Annotated in this window: 25 protein-coding genes and 1 pseudogene; 12 read left to right on the top strand and 14 right to left on the bottom strand. The window is 55.0% G+C overall.

Translation table 11 applies throughout. From position 1 onward, the window contains the following. Window positions 1-82 precede the first annotated feature (82 nt). On the top strand, window positions 83-955 hold the full coding sequence (locus ACUY4Q_RS17490) for a helix-turn-helix transcriptional regulator (RefSeq protein ID WP_458043978.1): 873 nt from the start codon (window positions 83-85) through the stop codon (window positions 953-955). On the opposite strand, the gene ACUY4Q_RS17485 is transcribed toward ACUY4Q_RS17490, so the two are convergent. The 3 genes from ACUY4Q_RS17485 to ACUY4Q_RS17475 all read right to left on the bottom strand — a co-directional run bounded on the left by ACUY4Q_RS17485 (window position 948) and on the right by ACUY4Q_RS17475 (window position 2,768). Then, on the bottom strand, window positions 948-1,745 hold the full coding sequence (locus tag ACUY4Q_RS17485; protein WP_458043977.1) for a PhzF family phenazine biosynthesis protein: 798 nt from the start codon (window positions 1,743-1,745) through the stop codon (window positions 948-950). The two genes, ACUY4Q_RS17490 and ACUY4Q_RS17485, sit on opposite strands and share 8 nt — an antisense overlap. 74 nt (window positions 1,746-1,819) lie before the next feature. After that, on the bottom strand, window positions 1,820-2,188 hold the full coding sequence (locus ACUY4Q_RS17480; RefSeq protein ID WP_458043976.1) for an MmcQ/YjbR family DNA-binding protein: 369 nt from the start codon (window positions 2,186-2,188) through the stop codon (window positions 1,820-1,822). Continuing rightward, complete coding sequence (locus ACUY4Q_RS17475; protein ID WP_458043975.1) at window positions 2,178-2,768, bottom strand: TetR/AcrR family transcriptional regulator; 591 nt, start codon at window positions 2,766-2,768, stop codon at window positions 2,178-2,180. The genes ACUY4Q_RS17480 and ACUY4Q_RS17475 overlap by 11 nt, the downstream gene beginning before the upstream one ends. 195 nt (window positions 2,769-2,963) lie before the next feature. Here ACUY4Q_RS17475 and ACUY4Q_RS17470 point away from each other — a divergent pair, with 195 nt between their 5' ends. Together ACUY4Q_RS17470 and ACUY4Q_RS17465 are read left to right on the top strand one after the other, a co-directional pair. Beyond that, entirely contained in the window at window positions 2,964-4,064 is a 1,101-nt protein-coding gene (locus ACUY4Q_RS17470) for an MBL fold metallo-hydrolase (RefSeq protein WP_458043974.1), read from the top strand. 33 nt (window positions 4,065-4,097) lie between these two features. After that, window positions 4,098-4,439, top strand: a complete 342-nt coding sequence (locus ACUY4Q_RS17465) for a RamA family antibiotic efflux transcriptional regulator (protein ID WP_458043973.1) — start codon at window positions 4,098-4,100, stop codon at window positions 4,437-4,439. A 45-nt stretch (window positions 4,440-4,484) separates the two neighbouring features. Here ACUY4Q_RS17465 and ACUY4Q_RS17460 read toward each other — a convergent pair whose 3' ends face one another. After that, the gene (locus tag ACUY4Q_RS17460) at window positions 4,485-6,641 is read right to left on the bottom strand and encodes a TonB-dependent siderophore receptor (RefSeq protein WP_458043972.1); all 2,157 of its coding nucleotides are present in this window, start codon (window positions 6,639-6,641) and stop codon (window positions 4,485-4,487) included. 152 nt (window positions 6,642-6,793) lie between these two features. Between ACUY4Q_RS17460 and ACUY4Q_RS17455 the strand changes: the two genes are divergently transcribed. Further along, the gene (locus ACUY4Q_RS17455) at window positions 6,794-8,386 is read left to right on the top strand and encodes an alpha/beta hydrolase-fold protein (RefSeq protein WP_458043971.1); all 1,593 of its coding nucleotides are present in this window, start codon (window positions 6,794-6,796) and stop codon (window positions 8,384-8,386) included. On the opposite strand, the gene ACUY4Q_RS17450 is transcribed toward ACUY4Q_RS17455, so the two are convergent. The 3 genes from ACUY4Q_RS17450 to pdxR all read right to left on the bottom strand — a co-directional run bounded on the left by ACUY4Q_RS17450 (window position 8,348) and on the right by pdxR (window position 11,438). Beyond that, a complete protein-coding gene (locus ACUY4Q_RS17450) occupies window positions 8,348-8,593 on the bottom strand; it encodes a DUF1158 domain-containing protein (RefSeq protein WP_458043970.1) in 246 nt (81 codons plus the stop codon). The genes ACUY4Q_RS17455 and ACUY4Q_RS17450 overlap by 39 nt on opposite strands. A gap of 71 nt (window positions 8,594-8,664) precedes the next feature. Further along, window positions 8,665-9,783 carry a YbdK family carboxylate-amine ligase gene (locus tag ACUY4Q_RS17445; RefSeq protein WP_458043969.1) on the bottom strand — a complete coding sequence of 373 codons (1,119 nt, stop codon included), beginning with the start codon at window positions 9,781-9,783 and terminating at the stop codon, window positions 8,665-8,667. A gap of 191 nt (window positions 9,784-9,974) precedes the next feature. Further along, window positions 9,975-11,438, bottom strand: coding sequence for a MocR-like pyridoxine biosynthesis transcription factor PdxR (pdxR, locus tag ACUY4Q_RS17440; protein ID WP_458043968.1), 1,464 nt, complete (start codon window positions 11,436-11,438; stop codon window positions 9,975-9,977). Window positions 11,439-11,671: 233 nt separating this feature from the next. Between pdxR and ACUY4Q_RS17435 the strand changes: the two genes are divergently transcribed. The 4 genes from ACUY4Q_RS17435 to ACUY4Q_RS17420 are packed head-to-tail and all read left to right on the top strand — an operon-like array spanning window position 11,672 to window position 14,639. Further along, window positions 11,672-12,520, top strand: a complete 849-nt coding sequence (locus ACUY4Q_RS17435; RefSeq protein ID WP_458043967.1) for a transporter substrate-binding domain-containing protein — start codon at window positions 11,672-11,674, stop codon at window positions 12,518-12,520. 43 nt (window positions 12,521-12,563) lie between these two features. Continuing rightward, complete coding sequence (locus ACUY4Q_RS17430) at window positions 12,564-13,205, top strand: amino acid ABC transporter permease (RefSeq protein ID WP_458043966.1); 642 nt, start codon at window positions 12,564-12,566, stop codon at window positions 13,203-13,205. A 14-nt stretch (window positions 13,206-13,219) separates the two neighbouring features. Then, the gene (locus tag ACUY4Q_RS17425; RefSeq protein ID WP_458043965.1) at window positions 13,220-13,885 is read left to right on the top strand and encodes an amino acid ABC transporter permease; all 666 of its coding nucleotides are present in this window, start codon (window positions 13,220-13,222) and stop codon (window positions 13,883-13,885) included. Beyond that, window positions 13,878-14,639 (top strand): amino acid ABC transporter ATP-binding protein, encoded by a 762-nt coding sequence (locus tag ACUY4Q_RS17420; protein ID WP_458043964.1) that lies wholly within the window; start codon window positions 13,878-13,880, stop codon window positions 14,637-14,639. Before ACUY4Q_RS17425 ends, ACUY4Q_RS17420 begins: the two co-directional genes overlap by 8 nt. 459 nt (window positions 14,640-15,098) lie before the next feature. Here ACUY4Q_RS17420 and ACUY4Q_RS17415 read toward each other — a convergent pair whose 3' ends face one another. Further along, window positions 15,099-15,866, bottom strand: a complete 768-nt coding sequence (locus ACUY4Q_RS17415; RefSeq protein ID WP_458043963.1) for an SDR family NAD(P)-dependent oxidoreductase — start codon at window positions 15,864-15,866, stop codon at window positions 15,099-15,101. Between the two features lie 181 nt (window positions 15,867-16,047). On the opposite strand from ACUY4Q_RS17415, the gene ACUY4Q_RS17410 reads away from it, so the two are divergent. Beyond that, window positions 16,048-17,388 (top strand): aspartate aminotransferase family protein, encoded by a 1,341-nt coding sequence (locus ACUY4Q_RS17410; protein WP_458043962.1) that lies wholly within the window; start codon window positions 16,048-16,050, stop codon window positions 17,386-17,388. A 46-nt stretch (window positions 17,389-17,434) separates the two neighbouring features. Here the strand turns inward: ACUY4Q_RS17410 and ACUY4Q_RS17405 are convergent, their stop codons facing one another. The 5 genes from ACUY4Q_RS17405 to ACUY4Q_RS17385 all read right to left on the bottom strand — a co-directional run bounded on the left by ACUY4Q_RS17405 (window position 17,435) and on the right by ACUY4Q_RS17385 (window position 22,459). Beyond that, complete coding sequence (locus ACUY4Q_RS17405; RefSeq protein WP_458047377.1) at window positions 17,435-18,139, bottom strand: ABC transporter ATP-binding protein; 705 nt, start codon at window positions 18,137-18,139, stop codon at window positions 17,435-17,437. Beyond that, window positions 18,126-18,962 (bottom strand): ABC transporter ATP-binding protein, encoded by an 837-nt coding sequence (locus ACUY4Q_RS17400; protein ID WP_458043961.1) that lies wholly within the window; start codon window positions 18,960-18,962, stop codon window positions 18,126-18,128. Before ACUY4Q_RS17400 ends, ACUY4Q_RS17405 begins: the two co-directional genes overlap by 14 nt. Next, entirely contained in the window at window positions 18,955-19,788 is an 834-nt protein-coding gene (locus ACUY4Q_RS17395; RefSeq protein WP_458043960.1) for an ABC transporter permease, read from the bottom strand. Before ACUY4Q_RS17395 ends, ACUY4Q_RS17400 begins: the two co-directional genes overlap by 8 nt. After that, window positions 19,788-20,810, bottom strand: coding sequence for an ABC transporter permease (locus tag ACUY4Q_RS17390; RefSeq protein ID WP_458043959.1), 1,023 nt, complete (start codon window positions 20,808-20,810; stop codon window positions 19,788-19,790). Before ACUY4Q_RS17390 ends, ACUY4Q_RS17395 begins: the two co-directional genes overlap by 1 nt. Before the next feature lie 80 nt (window positions 20,811-20,890). Then, window positions 20,891-22,459 (bottom strand): ABC transporter substrate-binding protein, encoded by a 1,569-nt coding sequence (locus tag ACUY4Q_RS17385; RefSeq protein WP_458043958.1) that lies wholly within the window; start codon window positions 22,457-22,459, stop codon window positions 20,891-20,893. Between the two features lie 388 nt (window positions 22,460-22,847). On the opposite strand from ACUY4Q_RS17385, the gene ACUY4Q_RS17380 reads away from it, so the two are divergent. Both ACUY4Q_RS17380 and ACUY4Q_RS17375 read left to right on the top strand, forming a co-directional pair. Beyond that, the gene (locus ACUY4Q_RS17380) at window positions 22,848-23,273 is read left to right on the top strand and encodes a hypothetical protein (RefSeq protein ID WP_458043957.1); all 426 of its coding nucleotides are present in this window, start codon (window positions 22,848-22,850) and stop codon (window positions 23,271-23,273) included. 391 nt (window positions 23,274-23,664) lie between these two features. Further along, on the top strand, window positions 23,665-24,249 hold the full coding sequence (locus ACUY4Q_RS17375) for a helix-turn-helix domain-containing protein (RefSeq protein WP_458043956.1): 585 nt from the start codon (window positions 23,665-23,667) through the stop codon (window positions 24,247-24,249). A gap of 8 nt (window positions 24,250-24,257) precedes the next feature. Here ACUY4Q_RS17375 and ACUY4Q_RS17370 read toward each other — a convergent pair whose 3' ends face one another. Then, window positions 24,258-24,713 (bottom strand): acetyltransferase, encoded by a 456-nt coding sequence (locus ACUY4Q_RS17370; protein WP_458043955.1) that lies wholly within the window; start codon window positions 24,711-24,713, stop codon window positions 24,258-24,260. Between the two features lie 158 nt (window positions 24,714-24,871). Here ACUY4Q_RS17370 and ACUY4Q_RS17365 point away from each other — a divergent pair. Continuing rightward, window positions 24,872-25,060: pseudogene (locus ACUY4Q_RS17365) on the top strand (VOC family protein); the annotation flags it as partial. Window position 25,061: the final 1 nt, after the last annotated feature.

Here is a 25,061-nt window from a genome sequence, read left to right as displayed (position 1 = left end):
GATGGACGTAGCATCGCTGATATGAAAAACGGGTACCAGTTCTTGCTTATACTGGTACTGGCACTACCCTGCTGGAGGTGGTATGTCGGTGATGTCAGAGCGCGATCCTGTATTGAACATTCAGGATGAGAAACGCAAACAACTGGGCGCATTTTTACGCTCACGCCGGGAAAGTCTGGATCCTCAACGTCTCGGGCTACCGCGCAGTGGGCGGCGACGCACGCCGGGCCTGCGTCGGGAAGAAGTGGCGTTGCTCGCCGATGTGGGGGTAACCTGGTACACCTGGCTCGAGCAGGGCAGGGAGGTAAATCCCTCTGCGAGCGTGATGCAGGCGATAGCCCGTGCCCTTGAGTGTTCACCAACCGAAACCCGCCACCTGTTTTTACTCGCCGGATTAACCCCCGCAGAACCTCTGCTGGTGCCGCAGTGCGAAGGTATCAGCCCCGGTACGCGCAAAATGCTCGACAGCCTGCTGCCACAACCGGCCAGCATTCAGAAGTCGAACTTTGATATTGTCGCCTGGAACGAAGCATTTTCCCGGATGATGGGCGTGGATTTCGCTGCGATGCCGGAAGATGAACGCAACTGTATTTATCTCTATCTGACTAACCCGACCTGGCGCAGCCGCATTGGTCGCCGCGAGTCCGTCCTGCCAACCTTTGTCGCCTATTTCCGTGCGGCGATGGCAGAGCACCGGGGCGACCCACAATGGGAAGCCAAACTGGCGCGCTTTTGTGCGGCCTCTGAGGAATTCGCCTCGCTCTGGCATAAAAGGTACGACGTGCGTGGGGTGGAAAATCAGGTGAAAACCTTCACTCACCCGGAGCTGGGTGAGTTTTCATTGCAGCAAATGTACTGGTATTCCGCACCGCGTAACGGCTCGCGACTGCTGGTCTATTTACCGATAGATGAGCAGGGCGAGCGCGCGTTAGCCTGGTTCGCAGAACCTAAATAAACAGTGTGCCGGCAAGCACCGTATGGGATTTGCCGGACAGCAGCACCCGGCCTGAGTCGGTGAGTGCAATGTGCAATTCGCCGCCCCGCCCGGAAGCCTGCCAGGCCCGCAGTGAACGTTTACCCAGACGTTCGGACCAGTAGGCGGCGAGGGCGCAGTGGGCCGAGCCGGTGACCGGATCTTCGTTCACTCCCACCCAGGGGGCAAAATAGCGGGAGACAAAGTCCCAGTCTCCGTGCCCTGGTGCGGTCACCGCCACACCCCGCCCCGGCAGCGCCGCCAGCGCCTGGAAATCCGGTTTAAGACGGTCAATGCGCTGTGCATCTTCAACAACCAGCATCGCTTTAGCCCCGAATTTACCGCAGGCCACAATCTCACGCTCGTGCAAACCCAGCGCTGCCAGAATGCGTGCATCCGTAACCTGGCGCATGTCGGGTTGCGCCAGCGGAAAATCAAGCTCAATGGATTCTTCGCGCGCAGTGGCAGTGAGTGGGCCAGAGAGCGTGGTAAATTCGATGCTTTCTCCCACCTTTAGTTGACCCGTCTGGCGCAAAATATGGGCGGTGGCGAGGGTGGCATGGCCGCAAAGGTCAACTTCAGCAAGAGGGGTAAACCAGCGTAACTGCCGGTTGTTGAGGGTCAAAAAAGCGGTTTCCGACACCGCCATCTCAGCGGCAATCTTCTGCATTGTGCTGGCAGCCAGAGCGTCGGGGGTGATACACACTGCGGCCGGGTTACCGGAAAAAGGCCCCTTACTAAAGGCATCAACTTGATAAATCGCCAGTTCCACGCATGTTACTCCTGTCAGTCATCGAACCGCTACGGTAACGCGTTTTGACGGTGGCGAACAGGAGAGCGGCGGGATTAGCGTGGGCGCAGGCGCTGTTGATCCTTACGAGAAAGAGTATCGATCACCAGATTGCGCGAGTCGTTAATCAGGTCGTTCAGTAAGGCTTCGCTGATATCGTCCCCGGCATAAACCGAGATCCAGTGCTTTTTGTTCATGTGATAACCCGGCTCAATGCTGCGGTAAATCTGCTGATTGAGCAGCGATTTTTGTGGGTCGGATTTCAGCGTCACCATCGGTCTGCCGTGGGCGGTGCTGGTCAGCATGAATACCTTGCCGCCCACTTTGAAGACGTCATGTTCCGGGCCAAACGGCCAGCAGTGGTCGGTAAAAGGCAACTCGAGCGCAATGCGGTGGGCAAGGCCCTGCAGGGTTTTACTGTCCACGGGCTTCCTCGCAGGTCAACGCGCGCCACATCGCTGCAAAGCCTAAGCGTTTGGTCTCTTTCGCTTTGTTGGGGTCGCGACTGGCAAAGTCCATGGTGGTCTCCGCAAGCGTCAGGAAAATGGCATCGCCAAACGGCGAGTACTCTTCTGACAGAAACTCCGGGGTGATGGAGCGGTGGCAAATGTCGTGCAGCTCCGGGAACATCTCCTGAACCTGCTGGCGCGTTTCGGGGGTGATTTTCTCACTCACCGAAATCTGACGAATGGCGTTATGCCCGGTCGGATGGCGAATCCCCCAGTCGATGTAGCTGTTCCAGATAGACTGGGTATGCACTTTGGGATCGGTCACTGAGCGGTCAAGGCCGTCGATCATGGTGCGACACAAATCGGATTTCAAATACAGGTAGAGTGCGTTGAGCAGGTCGTCTTTGGTGGCAAAGTAGCGAAACAGGGTGCCTTCTGCGACACCTGCATTACGGGCAATCACCGCCGTTGAGGCCGCAATGCCAGCTTGACCGATAGCGACGGCAGCCGCATCCAGTAATGCCTGTTTTTTGTCTTCACTCTTAGGACGAGCCACTTCTCACTCCCTCATCGGATTTTAAAGACCGCAATTGGAACATGCCCATCGGGGCGCTGCAACGTTCAATATCAAACTTCGAAAATCATCTTGACGACTTTCTATTCATTTCTATAATGAGTGCTTACTCACTCATAATCAAGTCTAACACATTTTGGCGTTCCAACGGATGGGAACCGCTTTCAGGAAGGGAAGATGAAACGTCTTTTGCTTAGCGTGGTTCTCATTATGCTCGTTGTTTCAGCCGCCAGTTTGCCATTTGTGTTAAACGCCGGGTTCGGTCAGCCGCCTCAGGGTGAGCAGCGCACGCGTGTCGAGCAGTCGCCACACTACCGTGACGGTGAGTTTCAGAATCAGTTGCCCACGCCCAACTACACCGGGCAGAAAAATATGCTTGCGGCAATGTGGGATTTTCTCGTTACCCGCCGTGAAAACGCGCGCCCACAGCAGCCCTTGCCGCTGGTAAACACCGATCTGGCAAGCTTACCGCTGGCACAAGATACCGTGGTGTGGCTGGGGCACTCCTCCTGGTACATGCAACTGGCGGGCAAACGTATTCTGATTGACCCGGTATTAAGCAATTACGCGGCGCCGTTCTCCTTCCTGAACAAAGCGTTTGCCGGTGAGTATCCGTGGACGGCGCAAAGCATGCCGGAAATCGATTTGCTGGTGATCTCCCACGACCACTATGACCATCTCGATTACGCCACCATCAAAGCGCTGATGCCAAAAATCAAACATGTCATCACCCCGCTGGGCGTCGGTTCTCACCTGCGCTATTGGGGCATGAACCCGGAGATCATTCAGGAAGCGGACTGGCAGCAAAAAATCACGCTCGCAGACGGTGTTGACGTGCATGTGCTTCCGGCGCGGCACTTCTCCGGGCGCGGGCTCAAGCGCAACCAGACGCTGTGGGCCAGTTTTATGTTCGTGACCCCTGAGCGCACGCTCTATTACAGCGGCGACACCGGATACGGACCGCATTTCAAAGCGATTGGCGAGCAATTTGGCAAGGTGGATTTGGCTATTCTGGAAAACGGCCAGTACGACGAGGACTGGAAGTACATCCACATGATGCCTGAGGAGACGGCGCTGGCAGCACAAGAGCTTCATGCTCAGGCAATTTTGCCGGGCCACGCCGGACGTTTTGTGCTGGCAAAGCACACCTGGAACGATCCTTACAAACGACTGGCGGCAGCAAGCCAGGGTAAAGGGTATCGATTGTTGACCCCCACGCTGGGCGAGCCGGTTCTGGCGGCAGACAGCACACAAGGCTTCCGGGCCTGGTGGGAATAACGGTTTATTTCGAAGAGCAAAGGGGAGCGTAACATGACTATTTCCGCTCAGGTTATCGACACCATCGTCGGGTGGATCGACGATAATTTGCATCAACCATTACGGATTGACGATATTGCCCGCCATTCGGGCTACTCAAAATGGCACCTGCAACGGCTATTTTTGCAGTACAAAGGGGAGAGTCTGGGGCGCTATATTCGGGAAAGAAAGCTCTCGATGGCGGCGCAGGATTTATTGAACACCGATCAGAAGGTTTACGATATCTGCCTCAAGTATGGCTTTGATTCGCAACAGACGTTTACGCGGATCTTTACCCGTACCTTCCATCAGCCTCCGGGCGCTTACCGCAAAGAAAACCACCCGCATACGCATTAATAAAAAACCGGCTGTCACCCAGCCGGTTTTTTTGTTAGCCAGTGGTTACCAGGAATAGTTCACGGTGGCGGTCAACGTGCGGCCCACGCCGTAGAAGCAGGCGGTGTCGCTGGCACAGGATGCCACATACTTGGTGTTCGCCAGGTTATTAACGTTAAACTGTACGGTTGCCCCTTTCAGATTGCCGTTCAGCTCGCCGAGATCGTACCCCAGCATCGCGTCATACAAATCCACCGACGCCACTTTGAAAGTGTTTTTCGCATCGCCATAGCTGGTGCCGATGTAGCGCATGCCCACACCGGCGGTCAGACTCTTGAGCGGGCCAGAGGGCAGGGTGTAGCTGGTGAAGGCAGAGGCCATATGCGTGGGAATGCGCTGCGGCACTTTACCTTTTACGCCTGCGACCGTGGTGCTGGTCACTTCCGCATCGGTATAGGTGTAAGACGCAATCATGTTCCAGCTATCCCACAGGGTAGAGTGAATTTCTGCTTCCACCCCTTTTGAGCGGATCTCACCGGCGTTTTCAAACCAGCCTTCCGTGCTGTTGTAGGTCGGTACGTTGGTCTGGCGCAGATCGTATGCGGCAACCGACATCAGCGTGTTATCCATTGGCTGGTACTTCAGGCCCACTTCCGTCTGCTTACCGGTGGTCGGTTTGAACGGTGCGACGCCCGGTGCGCGGTTGGTTTGCAGGTTCGGCTCAAACGAGGTGCTGTAGCTGACGTACGGCGACAGGCCGAAATCGAACGCGTAGAGCAAGCCGGTACGCCAGGTAAATTTGCTGTCATTCTGCTGGGTAAGTGCATCCGAGGCGGTGAAGTCCATGGTGCGCACTTCTGACCAGTCATAGCGGCCAGACAGCAGCAGCTCCCAGTTATTCCAGCTCAGCTGATCCTGTAAATAGACCCCCATCTGATCCAGATTCTGCTGCTCGTCGGTGAGCGTTGCGAAGGTGCTCTCATCGACGCTCACGCCGTAAGTTGGCTTCGTCCAGTCGAAATCATATTGCGTGCCGGCACCGCGCTGCAGTAACTGCTTATCTTTACTCTGCTTGTAATCCAGACCACCCAGTACGGTGTGGTTGACATCGGCAGTTGCGAACTGCGCTTCAAGCTGGTTATCCAGACCGAATTCGTTGGTGGTACGCGCTTCGTGCTGCGCACGGCGAGTGAGCACGGTACTGTTCGCGGCACTGTTAGCGTAAACCAGATAGCGGTATTTTTGCTTGATGGTGGCGTAGCGGGCGTTCTGGCGGAAGGTGAAGACATCGTTCAGTTGATGCTCAAATTCATAGCCAATCATGGTCTGCTCGCGCCAGGACTGATTGTAGTCCGGATCGCTGATATTCATGTTCCACGGCAGGTACTTGCCGTTGGCGCTCACCACGGTGCCGTAGTACGGCAGGAAGTTACGGTAGCCCGCGTCCGGATCTTTCTGGTAGCTGGTGAGCAACGTGAAACGGGTCTGATCGTTCGGGTACCAGGTGATCGCGGGCGCAATGGCCATTCGCGTCTCTTTGTAATCGCTCATCTGATTGTTCTGGCTGCGAGCGATGCCGTTCAGGCGGTAGAGCACGCGGCCGTCGTCGCTCAGTTTACCGCCGAAATCAAAAGCACCTTCCGCCAGATGGTTATTACCCGTACGGAACTGAACGTTATGCAGGGATTCGCTGGTGGGGCGTTTACTGGTCATGCTGATAAGGCCGCCCGGATTAACCTGACCAAAGAGCACGGAAGCCGGGCCACGCACCAGTTCCACTCGCTCCAGCAACCACGGATCGACGGTGCCGGTTTGCGAAGAAGCGGTCGCACCGAAGCTCAGGCCGTCGAGGAATTTCGGCACATAGCTAAACCCACGGACAAACACCTCATCATTACGGTTGGACGCGCCACGGTATTCGGTGAACGTGCCAGCGGTGTAGCGCAGCGCTTGCGACACTGAGGTGGCATCCAGCGCTTTCATCTGGTCGCGGGTGATGACCGAAACGGACTGCGGCGTTTTCACCAGTTCGGCGGAAGTCTTGGTCGCCGACAGGGTTTTGGTCGCGACTATCCCTTTAACCGGCGCGGTAGGGTCTTCAGCCGCACCTGCCGTGACGATCAGGGTCTCTTCGCCGCCGGTTTTCGCCAGCGCTGGAGAGCTTGCCCCTGCCACGGCCAGACTCAGCAGCCAGAGCTGCATTATTTTGTTCTTTTTAAACATTATTTTTATATTCCCGTTGTTGTTACTTGCCATCCACGCTCCCCAAAACATACCCAGACGCTGCGGAGAGCTATCATTAACGTGGTGAATGATATTGCAAATTATTACCATTTGCATTAGCGTCGGTGGCACTTTTACAGGGAGCAACGCTGATGAAGATGGTATGGGGCGGGTTACTGGTAGGATTTAGCGCAATGTCCGGGATGGCGGCACCCTGTGACTCTTCGTCCGTTCAGGGCGAGCAGCAGGGAAAGTTCGATGCCAGCGGTGAAGTCTGTTTCCAGCTTCCCGTACTCAGTGAAAACTATGTCCAGGCGACTCTGAAAGGGGTGACCGATGCGCATCTGCTTGATGGGCAGAATCGCCACCTCCGCGCGCTGCTTGAAGGGGGGCCTGCTGATGGTGAGCAGTCACTCCTCTTTTCTCTGCCGGTAAAACACCCTTCCTCGCTGGTCCTTCACGGCAATGAAGGTGTGCGCTGGTCGTTTAGCTGGCGGATGAAAGAGGCGGAACCGCTCTCCCGCGCGCTGGTCCTGGATCCCGTGAGTCCAACGCTGCAACGGCTTGCCAGAGAGCTTGCGGCAGGGGGCACAACGGAAGCCTTCTGGGCCGCCCGCCAACAGAGCGGTACGCCGCTGGTCGAGCCGGTGGATGCTACCCACAAGCGTGTCACCTTCCTCTGGCGAGGTGCGCGCAGCAACGTCTTTATTCTTGGCTCCCCGGCAGGCGATCACGATCCGCTGTTTAAACTGGCTGATTCGGACGTCTGGTTTCGCAGCTACGTTGTTCCTGCAGACACCCGCATGCAGTACAAACTTGCACCGGATGTGCCAAAAATCGATGGCACGGCACGCGAGCAGCGCCGTGCCATTCTGGTCAGTGCCCAGGCCGATCCCCTTAACACCGATACCCTCAGCCGCCCTGATGCCGACCGCTGGAACCGCGCTTCATTGCTGGACTTAAGCCCGATTCGCTATTTTTCCAGCAAAGCCATGGCCCAACCCATTCAGCATGGTTCGCTGATACGAAAATCCTTATACAGCGCGCGCCTGGGGAATCGTCGGGAGATTGTGATTTATCGTCCCCACGCTGCCCAACCGGCACGCTGGACGCTGTTCCTGTTCGACGGGCAAATCTGGCAGGACGATTATCATACCGCCAACGTGCTGGATGGACTGATAGCGCGTCACCAGTTGCCTCCTGTCAATATTGTCTTTATTGACAGTCTTGACCACGCGCGGCGGTCACGGGAGTTACCGCCAAACGCCGATTTCGCCGATTTTATGGCGCACGACCTGCTTCCCTGGCTGCGTCAGCAGGGCATCACGGTGACGCGCAAGAAGGCGATAGTGGCAGGGGCCAGTTACGGTGGTCTGGCATCTTCCTGGGTGGCGCTGCGTTACCCGCGCCTGTTCGGCAATGTGCTCAGTCTCTCTGGGTCCTACTGGTGGGCGCCATCAGGGGAAAAAGCGGGATGGCTAACCCGGCAGTATGCGCAGTCTCCGCGCTACCCGGTGCGTTTCTGGATCCAGGCCGGGCGTTTTGAATCGCAGGGAGCAGACGGCGGGATTTACCGTAACAGCGTGGAGTTTGACAGCATGTTGCGGGAAAAAGGCTATCACACCCGCTTCCATGCGTGGTCGAGCGGTCATGATTATGCGGCCTGGGTCGAGGCGCTGGTACACGGACTGCGGGATATGACGGGCCTACGCCAGCGAGAACCAGCGACGCCAGATAAAGCGTAAAACCAAGAATTCAACGGCACCCAGCAACAGGAACCAGAGGCAAAATAGTACGGTATAAAGCTGATTCAGATCCTGAAAATGAAAGGTATCTATCAGCTTTTGTGCCAGCACTAGCCCCAGCGACGGGGCGGGCAGCAGCAGGACGGAGACGAACGCCATCCCGAGGATACCCGCAGCGGTGATCAGTGTTTCAAGTGGGTGCTTCATAAGAGTTAATCGCGTGTTAAAAGAAGCATTGTCAGGGAAAGTGCAGCAAGGTGCAATCTCCCTGCCACAGCTTAGCTCGCGGCCCAGATTTCCGTATGCTTCTGCACCAGGCCAATCAGCGAACCCCCGTCGGCGACAAAGTCCCGCATCAACTGCGCTTCACTTTTCCCGCGTTTTACAAAATAACCCAGTTCGGTAATCGCGCTGCCAGCGTTCAGTTTATCTGCCCACGGAGCCACTTTTTCCAGCATGCGTTCAATGTCATCGGCAATCCGGCGTTGTTCGCCGGTATGGACGTCGGTAATGAGACCATCCAGCCCGAAGCGACAGGCCTGGAAACGGTTAAATTTATACAACAGGTAATCGCGCTCCTGATGTTTGAAAGGGCGTTCTGCCAGTAACCAGTGGGCAATAGCCTGAATAAACCCGGTCATATTAATGGCGTGAGAGAGCGTCAACGGCGTATCCATCACCCGCACCTCTACGGTGCCAAAGCGGGGGCTGGGGCGAATATCCCAGTGCAAATCCTTGATGCTCTCAATCATGCTGGTGTAGCTCAGACGACGAAACAGTCCTTCAAATTCCTGCCAGTTGCTGACCCAGGGCATCGGGCCGTTGTCCGGGAAGGAGGAGAAAATATTCAGCCGCGACGATGCAAAGCGGGTGTCGGTGCGCTGCATATAGGGCGATGCCGCGCCGAGGGCAATAAAGTGCGGCACAAAACGTGACAGGCCGTGTAGCAAATAGATAGCATCATCGCCGTTAGGGCAGCCCACATGCACGTGCTGACCAAAGACGGTTGCCTGCTGCATCAGGTAGCCGAACATCTCCAGCGTGCGGGAATAACGTTCGTCTTTGCTGATCTCCTGACGCTGCCACTTCTGAAACGGGTGGGTGCCGCCGCCGCAAATCTGCACATGATGTTCGCTCGCCGCCTGCAAAATGATCTGCTGCATGGCCGAAAACTGGTTGGCGACCTGATTGATGTCTTTGCATACGCCGGTGGCAATTTCCAGCATGCTCTCGGTGATGTCATGTTTGACTTCACCCGCCTTAACCTGGCTCTTTACGGCATCAATCAAGCGTGATGAGTCCTGGCTAAGATCGTAGCCCGGCGGGTTTACGACCTGCAGCTCAAGCTCAACGCCCAGGGTAAAGGGGTCAGATACGTGAAAATCGGGTAATGGCATACTCTCTTATCCTTTCCATGTGAGGTTCAGATAAGTATACCCGTCATACTTCAAGTTGCCTGGGCGTTGGCTCTCCTCGCTCACCCCAGTCACTTACCAGCGTAAGCTCCTGGGGATTTGCTGCGTTGCCGCCTTCATGCAACTCGAATTATTTAGGGTATATACCCGTCATACTTCAAGTTGCCTGGGCATCAGGCGAGCTGCTGCAACTGGCCGCGCAGCACTTCCACGCCCGGCATAATGGCATCCGGGTTGATGGCATGAAAACCCATGCGGAAGAAATTATCCGGCGGAGCGCCGTCAAGAAAATGTCGCGCACCGGGTTCAATCAACACGCCGGCATGGGCCGCTCGCCAGGTGAGTTGTTGGGTGCTGATGTGCGCAGGCGTACTGAGCCAGAACGCATTGGCGTGCTCACTGCCGCCAACGGTTTGGCACTCCGGCAAAAACGTACGCAGCGCATCATGGAGTCTGTCCCAGCGCCGCGCAGAGTCATCATGATAGCGGCGCAGATGGGTTTCATAATGGCCCTGCGCCAGAAAATGGGCCATCTGGTACTGAATGTTGGTGGGCGGATGGCGATAGACCAGGCGGCGCAGGGCACGGGCTTCGTCAATGATTTCCGGTGCGGCGACCATGTACCCCAGCCGCAGGCCGGGCGATAACGCTTTCGACAAACTGCTGACATAAATCACGCGTCCGCTGCGATCGCTGGCTTTGAGGGCGGGGAGGGGATTTTGCGTAAAGTTGCTCTCCGAATCGTAATCGTCTTCGATGATCACCGCATCGTGACGCGCCACATAATCCAGCAGTTGCATGCGTCGCGCTTTGCTCATGGTGACGCCGGTGGGGACCTGGTGACCTGGTGTGACGTAATAATAATCACAAGGGCTCTCGCCGAGCACGATCCCTTCTTCATCCACAGGGTGAGGCACAATCTGCGGTTCGCTCAGCAGAAAGGTGTTAATCGCCTCGCGAAAACCTGGGTTCTCCACCGCCACGCGAGTCTGCCGCGACATCAGCAGACGTGTCAGTAAGTAGAGCGCGTTTTGTGAACCCAGGGTTATCAGGATTTCGTCAGACGCAGCGAAAATTCCCCGTTTGGGCAGAACGCGCGTGCGGATCTGTTCAATCAGCATCGGCACATCCTGATCCACATGATCCACCACCCACGCGGGGTCACGCACGCCACCGTGCAGCCAGTTCGCTGCGGCACGCCAGGTGGCCAGCGGAAATTGTTGGGTATCGGGCTGACCGTAGATAAAGGGGTAGCGATAATTCATCCAGCCGGCGGGTTTCAGAATAGACTCCTGCTGACTGGGGGTGATGTGCAGGCGTTTGCCCCAAAGTGGTGCGCCGCTTTCGCATTCAGGTGCACTTTGAGAGACGTTTTGCCCCGCCCCGTAGTAATCCGGGTGCAGGTAATAGCCACTGCGCGGCCGACTCACCAGATAGCCTTCGTTGACCAGGCTTTCGAAAACCAGCGCAGTGGTGTTGCGCGACACGTTAAGTTGCCCGGCCAACTGTCGGCAGGAGGGCAGTGGCGTTTCTGCGGGGAAAATGCCGCTCAGAATGGCGTTAATCAGCGATTCACGGACCTGCTCCTGTAACCCACGTTGGCCGTCGAAATTGATATGCATCAGGTGACGAATCATGGTGCTCCCCCCAGCGATTTTTACATGAGGGATATTCAGCAAATTCCATACCAGCTCTTCTTCATCTGACACATAAATTGCGCAAAGCTGGCTCTATTCAGAATGCAAAAAGGCTCCCTATTGTAAAAACGCAGTCACCGCCCCGGACGAGAAACTCATTCGGCATATTTATTGCAACGATTCCAGCACGGCGGGAATGAACCTGTTTCGCCTATTGAATGAAGGGTAGAGAAATGAAAAAAGTATTCGGCAAATATTGTCTTGCAGCCATGTTCTCTTTGGCTTTTTCTTTACACGCAGTCGCAGCGGATTTACCCGAAATCGAAAAGTCCGGCACGATGAAAGTAGCCACGGAAGATGATTATGCCCCGTTTAACTTTATGACCAACGGACAGGCCGACGGGTTTAACAAGGACATGCTCGATGAATTTCGCAAATATGCGAAATTTAACGTTACGCAAAGTATTTTACCCTGGACTGGGCTGCTGGCTTCCGTCTCCACCGGGCAATATGACATGGCCTTAACCGGAGCCGTTATTACCGACGAGCGCCTCAACGTTTTTAATTTCACGCCACCCTGGGCGTCCGCTCAGCATTATTTCGTTAAGCGTGCAGACGATAAAACCTTAAATACCATTGCCGATCTCAGCGGCAAAAAAGTGGGCGTCCAGGCGGGAAGCGCATTGCTGGCGCGGCTGCCGGAACTGAAAGCCATGCTGGAAAAAACCGGCGGTAAATTGGGTCCGGTCGTTGAATACCCTTCCTACCCGGAAGCCTATGCGGATCTTGCCAACAAACGCGTGGATTATGTGATCAACGTGGTCATCTCGGTGAACGACCTGGTGAAAGCGAAACCGAAAGTCTTCGCCAAAGGCCTGGCGGTTTCCGGCCCCGGCTATATGGCATGGCCTATCCCGAAAAACTCCCCGGAGTTGCTGGCCTACATGACCAAATTTATGAACCACATGACCGAAACCGGCAAGCTGGCTGAACTGCAGAAAAAATGGTTCGGTGAAACTTACGATATGCCGAAAGAGCCTATCACCTCTGCCGATCAGTTCCATAAGTTAGCTGGATTCTAAGATTAATGCGGCGGGCAACCGCCGCCTGTAAAAAGGAGGGGTTATGGATGCAATGGCCTGGCAGTTGCTGATTGAAGGCGCATGGACGACCCTCTGGATCTCGGGCGTGGCGATCGCGTTCGGGGTGGTAATAGGGCTGGTGATCGCATTCATCCGCATGATGAAAATCCCCGTTGTCGATCAGATTCTGGTGGTTTATATCAGCCTGGCGCGTGCCACACCGCTGGTCACGCTGGTGCTTTTCCTCTTTCTGTCTCTGCCGACGCTGGGCATCAATATGGATAAGACGCTGGCGGCGATAGTGGCGCTGACGTTAAACACGTCGGCCTTCAACGCCGAAATATGGCGCAATGCCTTTCGTAACTTTCCACGTGAACAGCGTGAGGCCGCGGAGTCCGTTGGCATGCGGCGCTGGACCTATTTTCGTTGCATCATGCTGCCGCAGATGTGGATAGAGAGCCTGCCTGCGTTGGTCAATGAAATGTCTTTTCTCATCAAAGGAAGCCCGGCAATTGCGGTGATCGGCGTGGTGGATTTGACCCGCGTGACCAATCGTATCTCGTCTGTTACCTATGAGCCGCTGTCGCCCATTCTGGCGGCTGGGTTGTTGTACGTCGTTATTATCGGTCTGCTGCTGAAATTGCAGAGCATGGCGGAACGCAAAGCGAAGCGCCTGGCGCGGTAAATGCAGGAGGATTTATGAATCAATGGGGCATTATCTGGGCAGCGCGTGAAAGCTTTTTTAACGGCCTGCTGGCAACGCTTGAACTCTTTATTATCGCCGCTGTTGTCGGGTTAGCGATCGGTATTTTTCTGTGCTACGTCATGGAGTACCAACAGCGCCTGGTGGACAGAATGATTATTGGGTTTGTAAGTCTGATGCGCGCGGTACCTTTTTTGATCCTCGCCTATTTACTTTATTACGGATTACCTGAGGTTGGGATCAGTATGGAAGCCTGGACTGCCGGGCTGTTGGCGCTGATTATTTATCACGGTGCTTACTTCTTTGAAATATTACGCAGCCAACGTCGGCTCTTTTCTGCCGGTTATATAGAAGCGGCCGTGTCGCAAGGTTTCCCGCGCTATAAAATATTTAAACGTATCGTATTGCCCAATATTTTTTCCTCCGCGCTGCCGCTTTTGGGCAACCAGCTTATTATCTGCCTGAAAGACACGGCTTTCCTGTGCATTATTACCGTTCAGGAGATCACCGCTGCAGCCAACGGTGTGCAGTCCACTTATTTTATTCCCTTCAACGCCTTTATTGTCGCGATTGCGTTGTACTGGGGCATCAGCATTTTGCTTGAACTCATGATTAAACGTCTGAGCCACTATGGCGCGAAACGAGGAATGACCCATGCCTGAACCCAGTGCGGTGAGCATTAAAAACCTGTCCAAGCAGTTTGATAATATCGAAGTGTTGCGTGACATCAACCTGACGGTAGAAAAGGGCACCGTCGTCAGCATTCTGGGCTCATCCGGCTCGGGGAAATCGACGCTCCTGCGTTGTATGAACTGGCTGGAACAACCGGACCGCGGCGAGGTGCACATTAGTGGGCAACGTATTGGCGTGGACGCCAGCACCGGTAGAGCCATGTCGCACAAAGATCTCTCTAAAGTGCGCGAACGTGTCGGTATGGTTTTTCAGAGCTTTAATCTTTGGCCGCATTTGACCGTGCTGCAAAACGTGAGCGAAGCGCTGGTACAAGTGAAAGGAATGAAGCGCGATGCTGCGGATGACATTGCCCGTGTGCAACTGGAAAAGGTCGGCATGAGCCATAAAACGGATGTCTACCCGATTACCCTTTCAGGTGGTCAAAAGCAGCGTGTCGCTATTGCCCGCTCGCTGGCGATGTCACCAGAGGTTATTTTGTTTGATGAACCGACTTCGGCGCTGGATCCGGAACTGGTCAGCGAAGTGCTCGGCGTGATGAAAAACCTTGCTGCGGAGGGTTATACAATGGTGGTGGTGACCCACGAGATGGACTTTGCCCGTCAGGTCTCCGATGAAGTGGTGTTTTTAGAGAAGGGATTGTTGATTGAGAAAGCGCCGCCGGAGAAATTCTTCACTCAGCCTGATTCAGACAGGGTAAGAAAGTTTTTGCAGTCGAGTCGTTGATACCCTCACCCCGGCCTTTTCTGCAAGTTCAGACACTGCTTTTTGCAGCCAAAAAGGTGTTTCATGGTGATGAATATATAACAGCGATACCCTTGTCCGGCTGAAAATCGACGAAGCGTATCCGCAGGGCCGGGGCGACGCGCAGGGATGCGCGGCGAGGGCGACTTTACATGGACGTTACCTTCGCCCGTCCCCGATAAGCCTGAAGGAATACGCTGAGTGGACCGCGCCAGCGGCGATTTTCCTGGCCGGGAGCCCGGGTCGCCAGGGCGGTGGCGGTGAACCGCCCTGGCACGTTCACGGGTTCTGGAGCGATAGAAAAGCAAGGAACATAAGGTGAACGGAACGACCATCGGAGCTGCATTTTCCCCCTCACCCCGGCCCTCTCCCTGAAAAGGGAGAGGGAGAAAGGCATGGCCCTCGCCCCTTTGGGGAGAAGGACAGGGTGAGGGGAAACCCTCAATCCCTGTCAATCGCAAACGGCTGCCAGGCCTGGCGTACCGGCATCACTTCCACACGGTTAATGTTCATATGATCCGGCAGGGTGGCGATGTAGAACATCTGCCCGGCGATATCCAGCGCGCTCAGTGGCGTGGTGCCACGGTACAAGTTATCTGATGCTGCCTGGTCGCCTTTGGTCCGCACCAGCGTAAATTCTGTCTCGGCAATGCCTGGCGCCAGGTCCGTCACGCGTACGCCGGTGCCCAATAAATCGCAACGCAGGTTGTAGCTGAACTGCTTCACAAAGGCCTTGGTCGCGCCATAAACGTGGCTGCCTGGATAGGGCCACTGCCCGGCAATCGAGCCGATGTTAATAATACTGGCCCCGGCACCGTGTTTTATCAGCGTCGGCAGCAGCGCGTGGGTCACGTTGACAAGCCCGGTGACGTTGGTGTCGATCATCGTCTGCCAGTCTTCCAGCTCGACTTTTTGCGCAGGCTGCGGCGCCAGCGCTAACCCGGCATTGTTAATCAGCGTGGTGATATCGGCAAATTCAGCGGGAAGGTCGGCAACGGCCTGCTTTACGCTGGCGTTATCGCGCACATCCAGTTCGATGATATGAACGGGCACGCGTCCTTGCAGAGCATCTTTTAACGCTTCCAGGCGCGCCAGACGACGCCCGCTCAGCACCAAAGACCAGCCTGCGTCAGCAAAAACATGGGCGGCGGCTTCGCCGAACCCGGAGGTTGCGCCGGTAATAAAGACCACTTTGTTTACATTCGTCATTTCATGCTCCTGTGCGGGTTTCGCTCTCACTATAAAAACGCGCGCGCGCCCGACACAGAGCCAGTTAATCGACCAGGGTGTGACACCCGTGTCACACGCCGCGAATCAGACTGGCTCTACCTCATCACAAAGGCCCCACCGCATGATGATGACAACAACAACGGTAAGAGAGGAGCAGGAGATGAAACTGGCACTTCAGAGCGAGATGGCGATAACCAATGATGATGTACGTCAGCTGGACCGTTCCTATGTTTTTCATTCGTGGTCAATGCAGGGCAACCTAAATCCTATGGTGATTGCCGGTGCGAAAGGGTGCGAGCTTTGGGATTACGACGGCAACACGTACCTGGATTTCAGCAGCCAGTTGGTTAATGTCAATATCGGCTATCAGCACCCGCGCGTACTGGCCGCGATGAAGGCGCAACTGGAAGCCTTAACCACCATTGCTCCGGCCACGGCAAATCTGGCGCGTGGTGAAGCGGCAAAGCGTATCGTTGACCTGGCCCCGGAGGGGTTCAGTAAGGTGTTCTTTACTAACGCAGGCGCTGATGCCAATGAAAACGCCATGCGTATGGCGCGCATGTACACCGGTCGTGACAAGATTTTCTCGGCCTATCGTTCTTATCACGGCAATACCGGCAGCGCCATTGTCGCAACCGGCGACTGGCGTCGTGTGCCGAATGAATATGCCCGTGGGCATGTGCATTTCTTCAATCCGTATCTTTATCGCAGCGAATTTAATGCCACCACGGAAGCTGAAGAGTGCCAGCGCGCGCTGCAACATCTGCGCCGCATGATTGAATCTGAAGGCCCGACCTCGATTGCCGCCATTTTACTGGAGTCAGTGCCGGGCACCGCAGGGGTGCTGGTGCCGCCGACAGGCTATATGCAGGGTGTGCGCGCACTCGCTGACGAATTCGGCATTATGCTGATTGTCGACGAAGTGATGGCGGGCTTTGGCCGTACCGGCAGTTGGTTCGCCTTCGAACAGGATGGCATTGTGCCGGACCTCATTACCTTCGCCAAAGGGGTTAACGCAGGTTATGTGCCGGCGGGCGGGGTGATCATCTCTGAAAAAATCGCCCACTATTTTGACGACCACTTCTTTGCAGGCGGGCTGACCTATTCTGGTCATCCTCTGGCGATGTCGGCGATTGTTGCCACGCTGGACGCAATGAAAGAGGAAAAGGTGGTGGAAAACGCGGCGACCATCGGCAATGGTGTTTTACGCTCAGGGCTTGAAACACTGGCCGGGAAACATGCACTGATAGGTGAGGTTCGCGGTCGCGGCATGTTCCAGGCCCTTGAGCTGGTGACCAGCCGCAAGAGCAAAACCCCGGTTGCCGCCGCCGATATGGGCGCCATCAAAAGCGCGCTGATCAATGCGGGTCTGCTGCCTTTTGTGGTGGAAAACCGCATCCATGTGGTGCCGCCATGCACCATCAGTGCCGCTGAAGTACAAAAAGGGTTAGCTATTTTTGACAAGGTGCTGGGGCAGTTTAGCGATCTTGCGAAGCTATAGATTTTCATTTCTGAGAATTTGGCGGCATCAAGAGATGCCGCATTTTTCATCCCATTCGGTGCTCACCGCGCACCAGTGCATCGCGGTCAAAAAAGCGCTCAATTCTGCCGTTAGCCATAAAGGCCGCCCGGTCAGACATATGGGCAATCACATCGGCATCGTGGCTCACCAGCAGATAACTCATACCATGCTCTGCTTTCAGGCGATTAAGCAGGTTAAGGATCTCCGCCTGCACTGACATATCCAGCGCCGAAGTGGGCTCATCAAGCAGCAAAATCTGCGGGTGCAGTAACAGGGCGCGGGCAATCGCCACGCGCTGACGCTGACCGCCAGAAAGCTGATGCGGGAAACGACGTGCCGCATCTGCCGGTAAGCCAACCTGCGCAAGCGCTGTATTTACCTTTTGCTCAATCGCGTTCTCACCATGAATTTTCAGCGGTTCGGCAAGCGTTCGATACAAGGTGTGATTCGGGTGCAATGAGGCATACGGGTCCTGGAACACCATCTGCACGTTACGCCGCAGGCTGCCCTGAAAGCGGGTTTGCGCTTTTATCGGGCTGCCCAGCAGCGACACCTCACCCTGCCATTCTCGCTGTAAGCCTGCCAGCACCCTCAGCAGAGTGGATTTACCACAGCCGGAGGCCCCGATAAGACTAAAGGTTTCGCCTTTTTCGATGGCAAAATGGGCATCTGAGACCACGGTTTTCTCACCGAAGCTGACCCGCAGGCCACGAATATCAACGACGGCCATCATTCACCTCGCTAAAAGACTGACGGCGATCGAGTGTCGGCAGCATTGTTCCATAGGTCTCTGCGCCTGGTCGGCAGGTCCACAGCGTGCGCGTGTAAGGGTGCTGCGCGTCCGGCAGCGCGGGGGCGGGCATGGCGTCCACACACTCTCCCTGATACATGACCATCACACGGTGGCAGTGCTGCGCCACCAGCGGCAGGTCATGGCTTATCAGGAGCATCGCCATATGCCGCTGTTCGCACTGGGCCACCAGCAGTTCCAGAATCTGGTTACGCAGTTTTGCGTCGAGCGCTGAGGTAGGCTCATCGGCAATCAATACTTTGGGATCGTTGACCAGGGCGATGGCGATCATCACGCGCTGCCCCATGCCGCCAGAGAGTTGACCGGGGTAGCGTTGCAGCACCGCGGGTTCGAGTTCCACTGCGCGCAGCACCTCGTGAATCTTCTCCAGCCGCTGCTTGCGGCTCAGGCGTTGATGCAGGGTCAGAGCCTCATCAAGCTGAGATAAGACGGTTTTAACTGGATTGAGCGCATAGCGCGGATCCTGCAAAACCATGGCAATGCCGTTACCGCGCAAATTTCGCCAGCCTTTGGCCTGCAGGGTGCGCAGATCGTGCCCCAGCACGTTGAGTTCTTCAGCACTCACCTTTCCCGGCTGACGTACCAGACCCATCAGAGCGCGGGCAGTCATTGATTTCCCGGAGCCCGATTCCCCGACCAGCGCGAGGCGTTCGTTGCCCAGCGTAAAGCTCAGATTTTTCACTACACGGGCAGCCGGATAATCAATGTTTAATCCTGATACCTGAACACGTGTCTCAGTCATGATGCGGCTCCAGTACGTCACGCAGGCCATCGCCCAGCAGGTTAAAGGCCAGGCTTGCCAGCAGGATGACCGCACCGGGTGCGGCGGCAATCCACCATTGATCGAAAATGACCTGCATACCGTCGGCAATCATCGCCCCCCATTCCGCCATCGGCGGGCGGGCGCCGAGTCCTAAGAAGCCCAGCCCGGCGGCCGCGAGAATAATGCCTGCCAGGTCGAGCGCCAGGCGCACAATCGCGGAAGGTAAACAGAGCGGCAGAATGTGGCCGATCAGCAGGCGAGCGCCGCGTATGCCCATCATTTCTGCCGCCGCCAGATAATCACTATGGCGCAGACGCTGAATTTCACTGCGTGCCTGGCGTGCGTAAGCAGGCCAGGTGGTGAGCGCTAATGCCAGCGCACCGTTCACCAGGCCTGGGCCGAGCATAGCGACAAAGGCAAAAGCCAGAATCAGGCGCGGCATCGACATCACCACGTCGGTAAAGCGCATCAGAACACGTTCCAGCCAGCCACCGTAATAACCCGATAGAATCCCGATCAGCAGGCCCGCAGGCAGCGTAATCACGGTGACCAGCGCCACCAGACCGAGCGCCGGGCGGGTGCCGTAAATCAGTCGCGAGAGCAGGTCACGCCCATAGCTGTCCGTACCGAGCCAGTGGGCTCCATTCGGTGGCTGCAGGCGCGAGGCGGCATCCTGCCAGTTCGGGTCGAGCGGCGCTAACCAGGGGGCGAAAAGGGCCAGCAGCAGAAAGAGCAACACAATCAGCAGCCCAAGAGAGGCGGCGGGGGAGCGGCGCAGACGGCGCAAAAAGAGAGACGTCGGCATCAGTGCACCCTCGGGTCAGTTAACCGCACCAACAGGTCGGTCAGGTTATTGATCAACACAAAGCACACGCCAATCACCAGCGTGCCGCCCATGATGGCGGTGGTGTCTCCGGCGAAGAGGGCGGTAGTCAGGTAGCGACCAATGCCAGGCCAGGAAAAGACGGTTTCCGTTAGCACCGCGCCTTCGAGCATGCCGGTGTAGGCCAGCGCAACCACGGTCAACAATGTGCCGCGAATATTGGGCAGCACATGACGCAGCAGGATGGTCATCTCCCCGGCACCCTTAGCGCGCGCCAGCAGGATGTACTCCTTATTCATCTCGCCCAGGCAGGCTGAGCGGGTGAGGCGGGTGATACTGGCCATGGAGTAATAAGCTAACAGCAGAACCGGCAGAATCAGGTGGCTGATGGCGTTTTTAAACGCCTCACGATCGCCGGAAAGCCAGGTATCAATTAACGCGAAGCCGGTTTGCGGCGTGACCGTGTACTGATAAATATCGTCCAGCCGCCCGGGCCCCGCGCTCCACTGCAGACGGGCATAAAACAGCGCCAGCATCAGCAGACCCAGCCAGAAAATAGGTACCGAGTTACCGAGCAGGGTAAAGGTACGCACCGCCAGATCCCAGGGCGAACCGGCGAAACGTGCGCACAATACACCAGCGATAACGCCGAATACGGTACCAATAACCAGCGCCAGGGTCGCCAGTTCAAGCGTGGCCGGGAAGGCAGAAAGCAAATCCTGTAGCACTGGCTGCCCGGTTGAACTGGCTGTGCCTAAATCGCCATGGAAGAGATTAAGCAGGTAGTGCCAGAACTGCACCGGCAGCGGCTGATCCAGCCCAAGCTGGTGGCGAACCTGGTCGTAGGTGGACTGACTTGCGTGATCGCCAACGATCTGCAGCACCCGGTCAACGGGCGAGAAAGCGGACAGCGAAAAGGTGACCAGTAAGAGGCCGAGCAGCGTCAGGGCGAGAGTGAGAAGGGCCTGGAAGGCGCGCGTCAAACGGGGCGAAATAGCGGGCATGTATAACTCATTGATAGCGTCTGTCTGGAAAGTGCCCCTCGTCCTCTCCCATTGGTAGAGGGTGAGGGGCCAAGTAAAAATTATTTGGTTACGCGGTCATACCAGACCATATCCGCATTCAGACCCTGCTGGTAGCCCTTCACGTTATCGCGCACCACGATCTGGGTCTTGCCCTGATCGACAAAGATGTACGGTGATTTATGCTGCAATTCCTGCTGGATGTTTTTGTAGAGATCCAGACGCTTCGCGGCGTCCGGCTCAGCCACTGCCGCCAGTGTGGCTTTGCTCAGTTCCGGGATCTGCCAGCCGTTAAGACCTGCCACGGTGCTGGATTTACCGTCGTTATAGGCGAAGGCGCTGGCATTGGAGTGGGCATCAAAATAGTCGGGGATCCAAAGACGAATGGCCGCCTGGTGCTGTTTGGCACGAACGCGGGCATACACCTGGCTACCGGCAGCCGGTAACAGATCCACTTTGACGCCACCCTGCGCAAAGCTTGCCTGCATCGACTGGGCGATGGTGATGAACGGCGGTTTGTTCTCCACGTCCAGCGTGAAATGGGCGTCTTTAATCCCGGCTTTCGCGAGGATTTCTTTGGCTTTTGCCGGGTCGAATTTAAACGGATTGTCTTCCAGGGCACCCGGCAGACCCACCGGCAGGAAGCTCTGATGAACGAAATACTGGCCTTTCAGCAAGTTTTTGGTGATGCCGTCGTAATCGACCAGCCAGCGTGACGCTTCCCAGAAGGCCGGGTTATTGAGCAGCGGGTTAGCGCTGTTGCCAGCGTTAAACACCAGGTAGTTCTGCTCAGCTGATGGAATGCTCAGCACTTCAATGCCTTTTTTACCGGTCAGGGCGCTTATCTGATCGGCACCCAGGTCACGCGCCACGTCCGCATCACCCTGTTCAATCAACAAACGACGTGAGGCCGGGTCCGGGACGTTCTTAATGATGATGTTTTTGACTTTTGGCGCGCCGCCCGGTGAGGTCGGGTTAGCGTCCAGCACAATGGCCTGATGCGGTTGATAAACGCGCATTTTGAAGGCGCCGCTGCCAGCGGAGTGCATTTTGAGCCAGGCATTGCCAAAGTCATTGTCTTTCACATTGGCGCTGACCAGTTTCTCGTCGACGATCGAGGCAATGGGCGTGGAGAGAATGTTCAGGGCCACCGCCGGGCTGACATCCGCCGTCCAGTGTAACTGAACCGTGTGGTCATCCACTTTCTTCAACTGGCTGGCGATGTTGTCAGCCTGCCAGCCCAGCACATTCAGAATAAACGCCGGGGATTTGTTCATGGTGACGGCGCGGGTGTATGAGAAAATCACATCGTCGGCACGCAGCGGGTTGCCAGAGGCAAATTTGGCGTCGCTTTTGAGCTTGACGGTCAGGGTCTTCGCCGCCGCATCGGCCTGCCAGCTATCCGCCAGCACCGGGTTAATTTTTTCAGGGTTCTCACGATCCGGCTGAACCAGGCGCTCATACAGGCTCGGCACGGTCTGAATGCTGGAGAGCTCATTGGCCTCTGCCGGGTCCAGGCTGACGATATCATCCAGCCCTTGCGCGACTACCAGCGTATCGGGCGGTGTCGCCGCATAGCTGGTGGCAGAGAGCAGCGTCATGATGACGAGGGGCAGCAGTTTTTTGGTCATATGAGATCCCTGTAAAGTATGCGTGTATATAGAAATTATTTTGTCTGGCTAAAGTAGGCTGCTTCCGATTTTTCTTAAAGTTTAAATTCGTCTTTGTTTATGCACTTACGGCATAAGCCAGACGTTTTTGGCATGAAACGGACGCGCGGGTCGCGAGCCCGGAATAGAGAGCGGGAGGGCGAAATTTCTGTTTCGTCATCAAAGACCGATTACGCCATGATAAAAGGCTGATTTAAAGATACTATTTAGTTACTGAATTTGCTGGAATGTTCTTTACGCACGCGACCATGCAGGGACAGCGTGTAGGACGCCTGTTTTGCGCTGAGACTTACGCCGAAAGCGTCAGCGTGTTTGCCCCATGAGATATCGCCGCTCAGACATAGAGGAAATGATGCCGAAAACTAACGATGACAATTTGGTTATAAAATCTGTGATATCAGGAATTTTTAGCGGCATAGTTGGATCATTGGTGGTTTTAATTTATATATCATTGAGTAAGAACAACACATCCACAATGGATATGCTGTCTCTGATTTTCATTTATACCTTCACCGCCATGACGAGCTTTACCGGGACCATTGTGGGCTCTTTAATGGTCAGCATGCCATTAGCGATGATTGCCCGGAAAGTTTATCCTGAGGCTTTCATTAAGGGCAGCCTGTTTATCGTCTTTTCTACGCTCTTCATTTGGCTGGCTGCACTGGCATGGCCTGTTATCTGGATATTTGGCATTCGTTATTCGGAAGTTTTGCTTTTAAGCCCTTATGTTTTCTTTTCGGCTGTCGCGCTGACTTATCAGGTATACCGAAAATGATGCGTATGACATTCATCATGTTCGGAGTACAAAGAGCAGAGAAAAGTACGCGTAGGGCGCATTAGCTGGCCTGAACGATATTCAGGATTACTCGAGTGGTTTAAACCCCTGCAAAAACGCGTCCTACCAGGCCAGCGCGTCCTCATCATCCCTGTCGTCAAAACATTGCAAAAGGCTTCGCTCCCCACCACCGATGGATTGGGCCAACAAGGTAAAGTAAGCGCCTTGATGGTCAGAAATTTGCGCACCTAAGTAAATTTTTTCGAGATACTCATTATTGTGAAGAGCCCTGTAACCGGATTGCAGAGCAAATCTACCCTGCGGAGGCTGTTTATTTGGTGTGCGGAAGTGGAGTAATGGCATAATCAGGCTGGCGAAAGTGAGGACTAAAATGGATAAAACATCTAAAAATCAGATAGTAGATAGCGACATTGCGCGTTTATTGCTTAAGCACAGAAAGGCTCGCAACTTGACTTTAACAGAGCTTGCTAAGCGATCGGGCGTCAGTCAGGCCATGATTAGCAAAGTTGAACGAGGCGCCTCCAGCCCCAGTGCAACGATACTGAGTCGGTTAGCGAGTGCGATGAATATTACATTATCAAAGCTTTTCGCAGAGCTTGAGTCACATCAGAATTCACTTGTGCGCTTTGCCGATCAGCAGCAGCACTGGATTGATGAACAAACAGGCATTACCCGCTGGTCTCTCTCCCCGGCAGGGGCATGCCCGGAACTGATAAAAGTTGAAATTCCTGCTATGGGTCAATTGACGATACCCGCCTCTGCGAATGAGCATCTTTCCGGGCAAACACTTTGGATGTTGAGCGGTAGCCTTGATTTTCGGGTTAATGATCGGACCCATCATTTACAAGCTGGTGACTGCCTGGCGCTTACCTTTGCAAGCGAGTACCTAATGACCAATCCTGAGAGCGATCGGAGCTGCTCTTACATCGTCGCTTTCAGTCAAAAAAATCAATGACATTTCCCCTACTTGCAGGGTGACATCACATTTGCCTTGCTTAGATGTAACAGGGGATAGGGCCTTCCCTGATTGTCCTGCCCGGAACGCCCTGAAACCTGAAAGCCCATATGCTGATAAAACCCTACAGCTTGCTGGTTTTGTTCATTTACATCGACCCGTAAATCAGGATGCAGATCCAGTGCATATGAGATCAACCGTTTTCCGACGCCAAGTCCGCGAGCAGAAGCATCGACAAAAAGCGCCTCCAGATGGCCCTCATGTAAAAACATAAATCCCAGCGGTTGGTCTTCCTGATTTGTGGCAACCCAGACAGGGGTTTGTGAAAAAAAACTGACAACTTCTTTTTCGATCTCTTGTCGGTCATAGGCTGTCAGAAAATCGTGCGTAGCATCTACAGAGTTTTTCCAGATTTGGATAATTTCTGACGTTTCAGATGGGCGTGACATTCTGATTTTTAACATTTTTTCTACCTTAACGTGCCATTGCTTTATGTATTAACACACAAAATGAATATGCGTAAATTTACTATAGTGAAATTATATTCACAATAGTAAGTCAATTGCGACGCCTTATGATTCCCTACAGGAAATGCTAACGCACTGTTTAGTCAGGTCTTCTCAAGGAGGATTTGCTCGTTCTTTATTATCCGGATGAAAATGAATGGGCGCATGGCTGCGAAAGAATGATCAATGCGGGTTTCAGAATGACCGGGTCATTCAACCCTTACAGGGATGTGAACGGAAGGACATTTGTTGACCCTGACGGCTACAGAGTGATTATCCAAAACAAGGCATGGGCATCAGCCTAAA

This window comes from Phytobacter cepae (assembly GCF_054165735.1).
The sequence above is the reverse complement of the archived record's forward strand: the minus strand, read 5'-3'. Positions and strand labels throughout refer to the sequence as shown.

Bases quoted from the DNA above. Each gene is read 5' to 3' on its own strand.
- ACUY4Q_RS17490 (WP_458043978.1), top strand. From the start codon at position 83: ATGTCGGTGATGTCAGAGCGCGATCCTGTATTGAACATTCAGGATGAG.
- ACUY4Q_RS17470 (WP_458043974.1), top strand. From the start codon at position 2,964: ATGAAACGTCTTTTGCTTAGCGTGGTTCTCATTATGCTCGTTGTTTCA.
- ACUY4Q_RS17465 (WP_458043973.1), top strand. From the start codon at position 4,098: ATGACTATTTCCGCTCAGGTTATCGACACCATCGTCGGGTGGATCGAC.
- ACUY4Q_RS17460 (WP_458043972.1), bottom strand. From the start codon at position 6,641: ATGTTTAAAAAGAACAAAATAATGCAGCTCTGGCTGCTGAGTCTGGCC.
- ACUY4Q_RS17455 (WP_458043971.1), top strand. From the start codon at position 6,794: ATGAAGATGGTATGGGGCGGGTTACTGGTAGGATTTAGCGCAATGTCC.
- ACUY4Q_RS17450 (WP_458043970.1), bottom strand. From the start codon at position 8,593: ATGAAGCACCCACTTGAAACACTGATCACCGCTGCGGGTATCCTCGGG.
- ACUY4Q_RS17445 (WP_458043969.1), bottom strand. From the start codon at position 9,783: ATGCCATTACCCGATTTTCACGTATCTGACCCCTTTACCCTGGGCGTT.
- pdxR (WP_458043968.1), bottom strand. From the start codon at position 11,438: ATGATTCGTCACCTGATGCATATCAATTTCGACGGCCAACGTGGGTTA.
- ACUY4Q_RS17435 (WP_458043967.1), top strand. From the start codon at position 11,672: ATGAAAAAAGTATTCGGCAAATATTGTCTTGCAGCCATGTTCTCTTTG.
- ACUY4Q_RS17430 (WP_458043966.1), top strand. From the start codon at position 12,564: ATGGATGCAATGGCCTGGCAGTTGCTGATTGAAGGCGCATGGACGACC.
- ACUY4Q_RS17425 (WP_458043965.1), top strand. From the start codon at position 13,220: ATGAATCAATGGGGCATTATCTGGGCAGCGCGTGAAAGCTTTTTTAAC.
- ACUY4Q_RS17420 (WP_458043964.1), top strand. From the start codon at position 13,878: ATGCCTGAACCCAGTGCGGTGAGCATTAAAAACCTGTCCAAGCAGTTT.
- ACUY4Q_RS17415 (WP_458043963.1), bottom strand. From the start codon at position 15,866: ATGACGAATGTAAACAAAGTGGTCTTTATTACCGGCGCAACCTCCGGG.
- ACUY4Q_RS17410 (WP_458043962.1), top strand. From the start codon at position 16,048: ATGAAACTGGCACTTCAGAGCGAGATGGCGATAACCAATGATGATGTA.
- ACUY4Q_RS17405 (WP_458047377.1), bottom strand. From the start codon at position 18,139: ATGGCCGTCGTTGATATTCGTGGCCTGCGGGTCAGCTTCGGTGAGAAA.
- ACUY4Q_RS17400 (WP_458043961.1), bottom strand. From the start codon at position 18,962: ATGACTGAGACACGTGTTCAGGTATCAGGATTAAACATTGATTATCCG.
- ACUY4Q_RS17395 (WP_458043960.1), bottom strand. From the start codon at position 19,788: ATGCCGACGTCTCTCTTTTTGCGCCGTCTGCGCCGCTCCCCCGCCGCC.
- ACUY4Q_RS17390 (WP_458043959.1), bottom strand. From the start codon at position 20,810: ATGCCCGCTATTTCGCCCCGTTTGACGCGCGCCTTCCAGGCCCTTCTC.
- ACUY4Q_RS17385 (WP_458043958.1), bottom strand. From the start codon at position 22,459: ATGACCAAAAAACTGCTGCCCCTCGTCATCATGACGCTGCTCTCTGCC.
- ACUY4Q_RS17380 (WP_458043957.1), top strand. From the start codon at position 22,848: ATGATGCCGAAAACTAACGATGACAATTTGGTTATAAAATCTGTGATA.
- ACUY4Q_RS17375 (WP_458043956.1), top strand. From the start codon at position 23,665: ATGGATAAAACATCTAAAAATCAGATAGTAGATAGCGACATTGCGCGT.
- ACUY4Q_RS17370 (WP_458043955.1), bottom strand. From the start codon at position 24,713: ATGTTAAAAATCAGAATGTCACGCCCATCTGAAACGTCAGAAATTATC.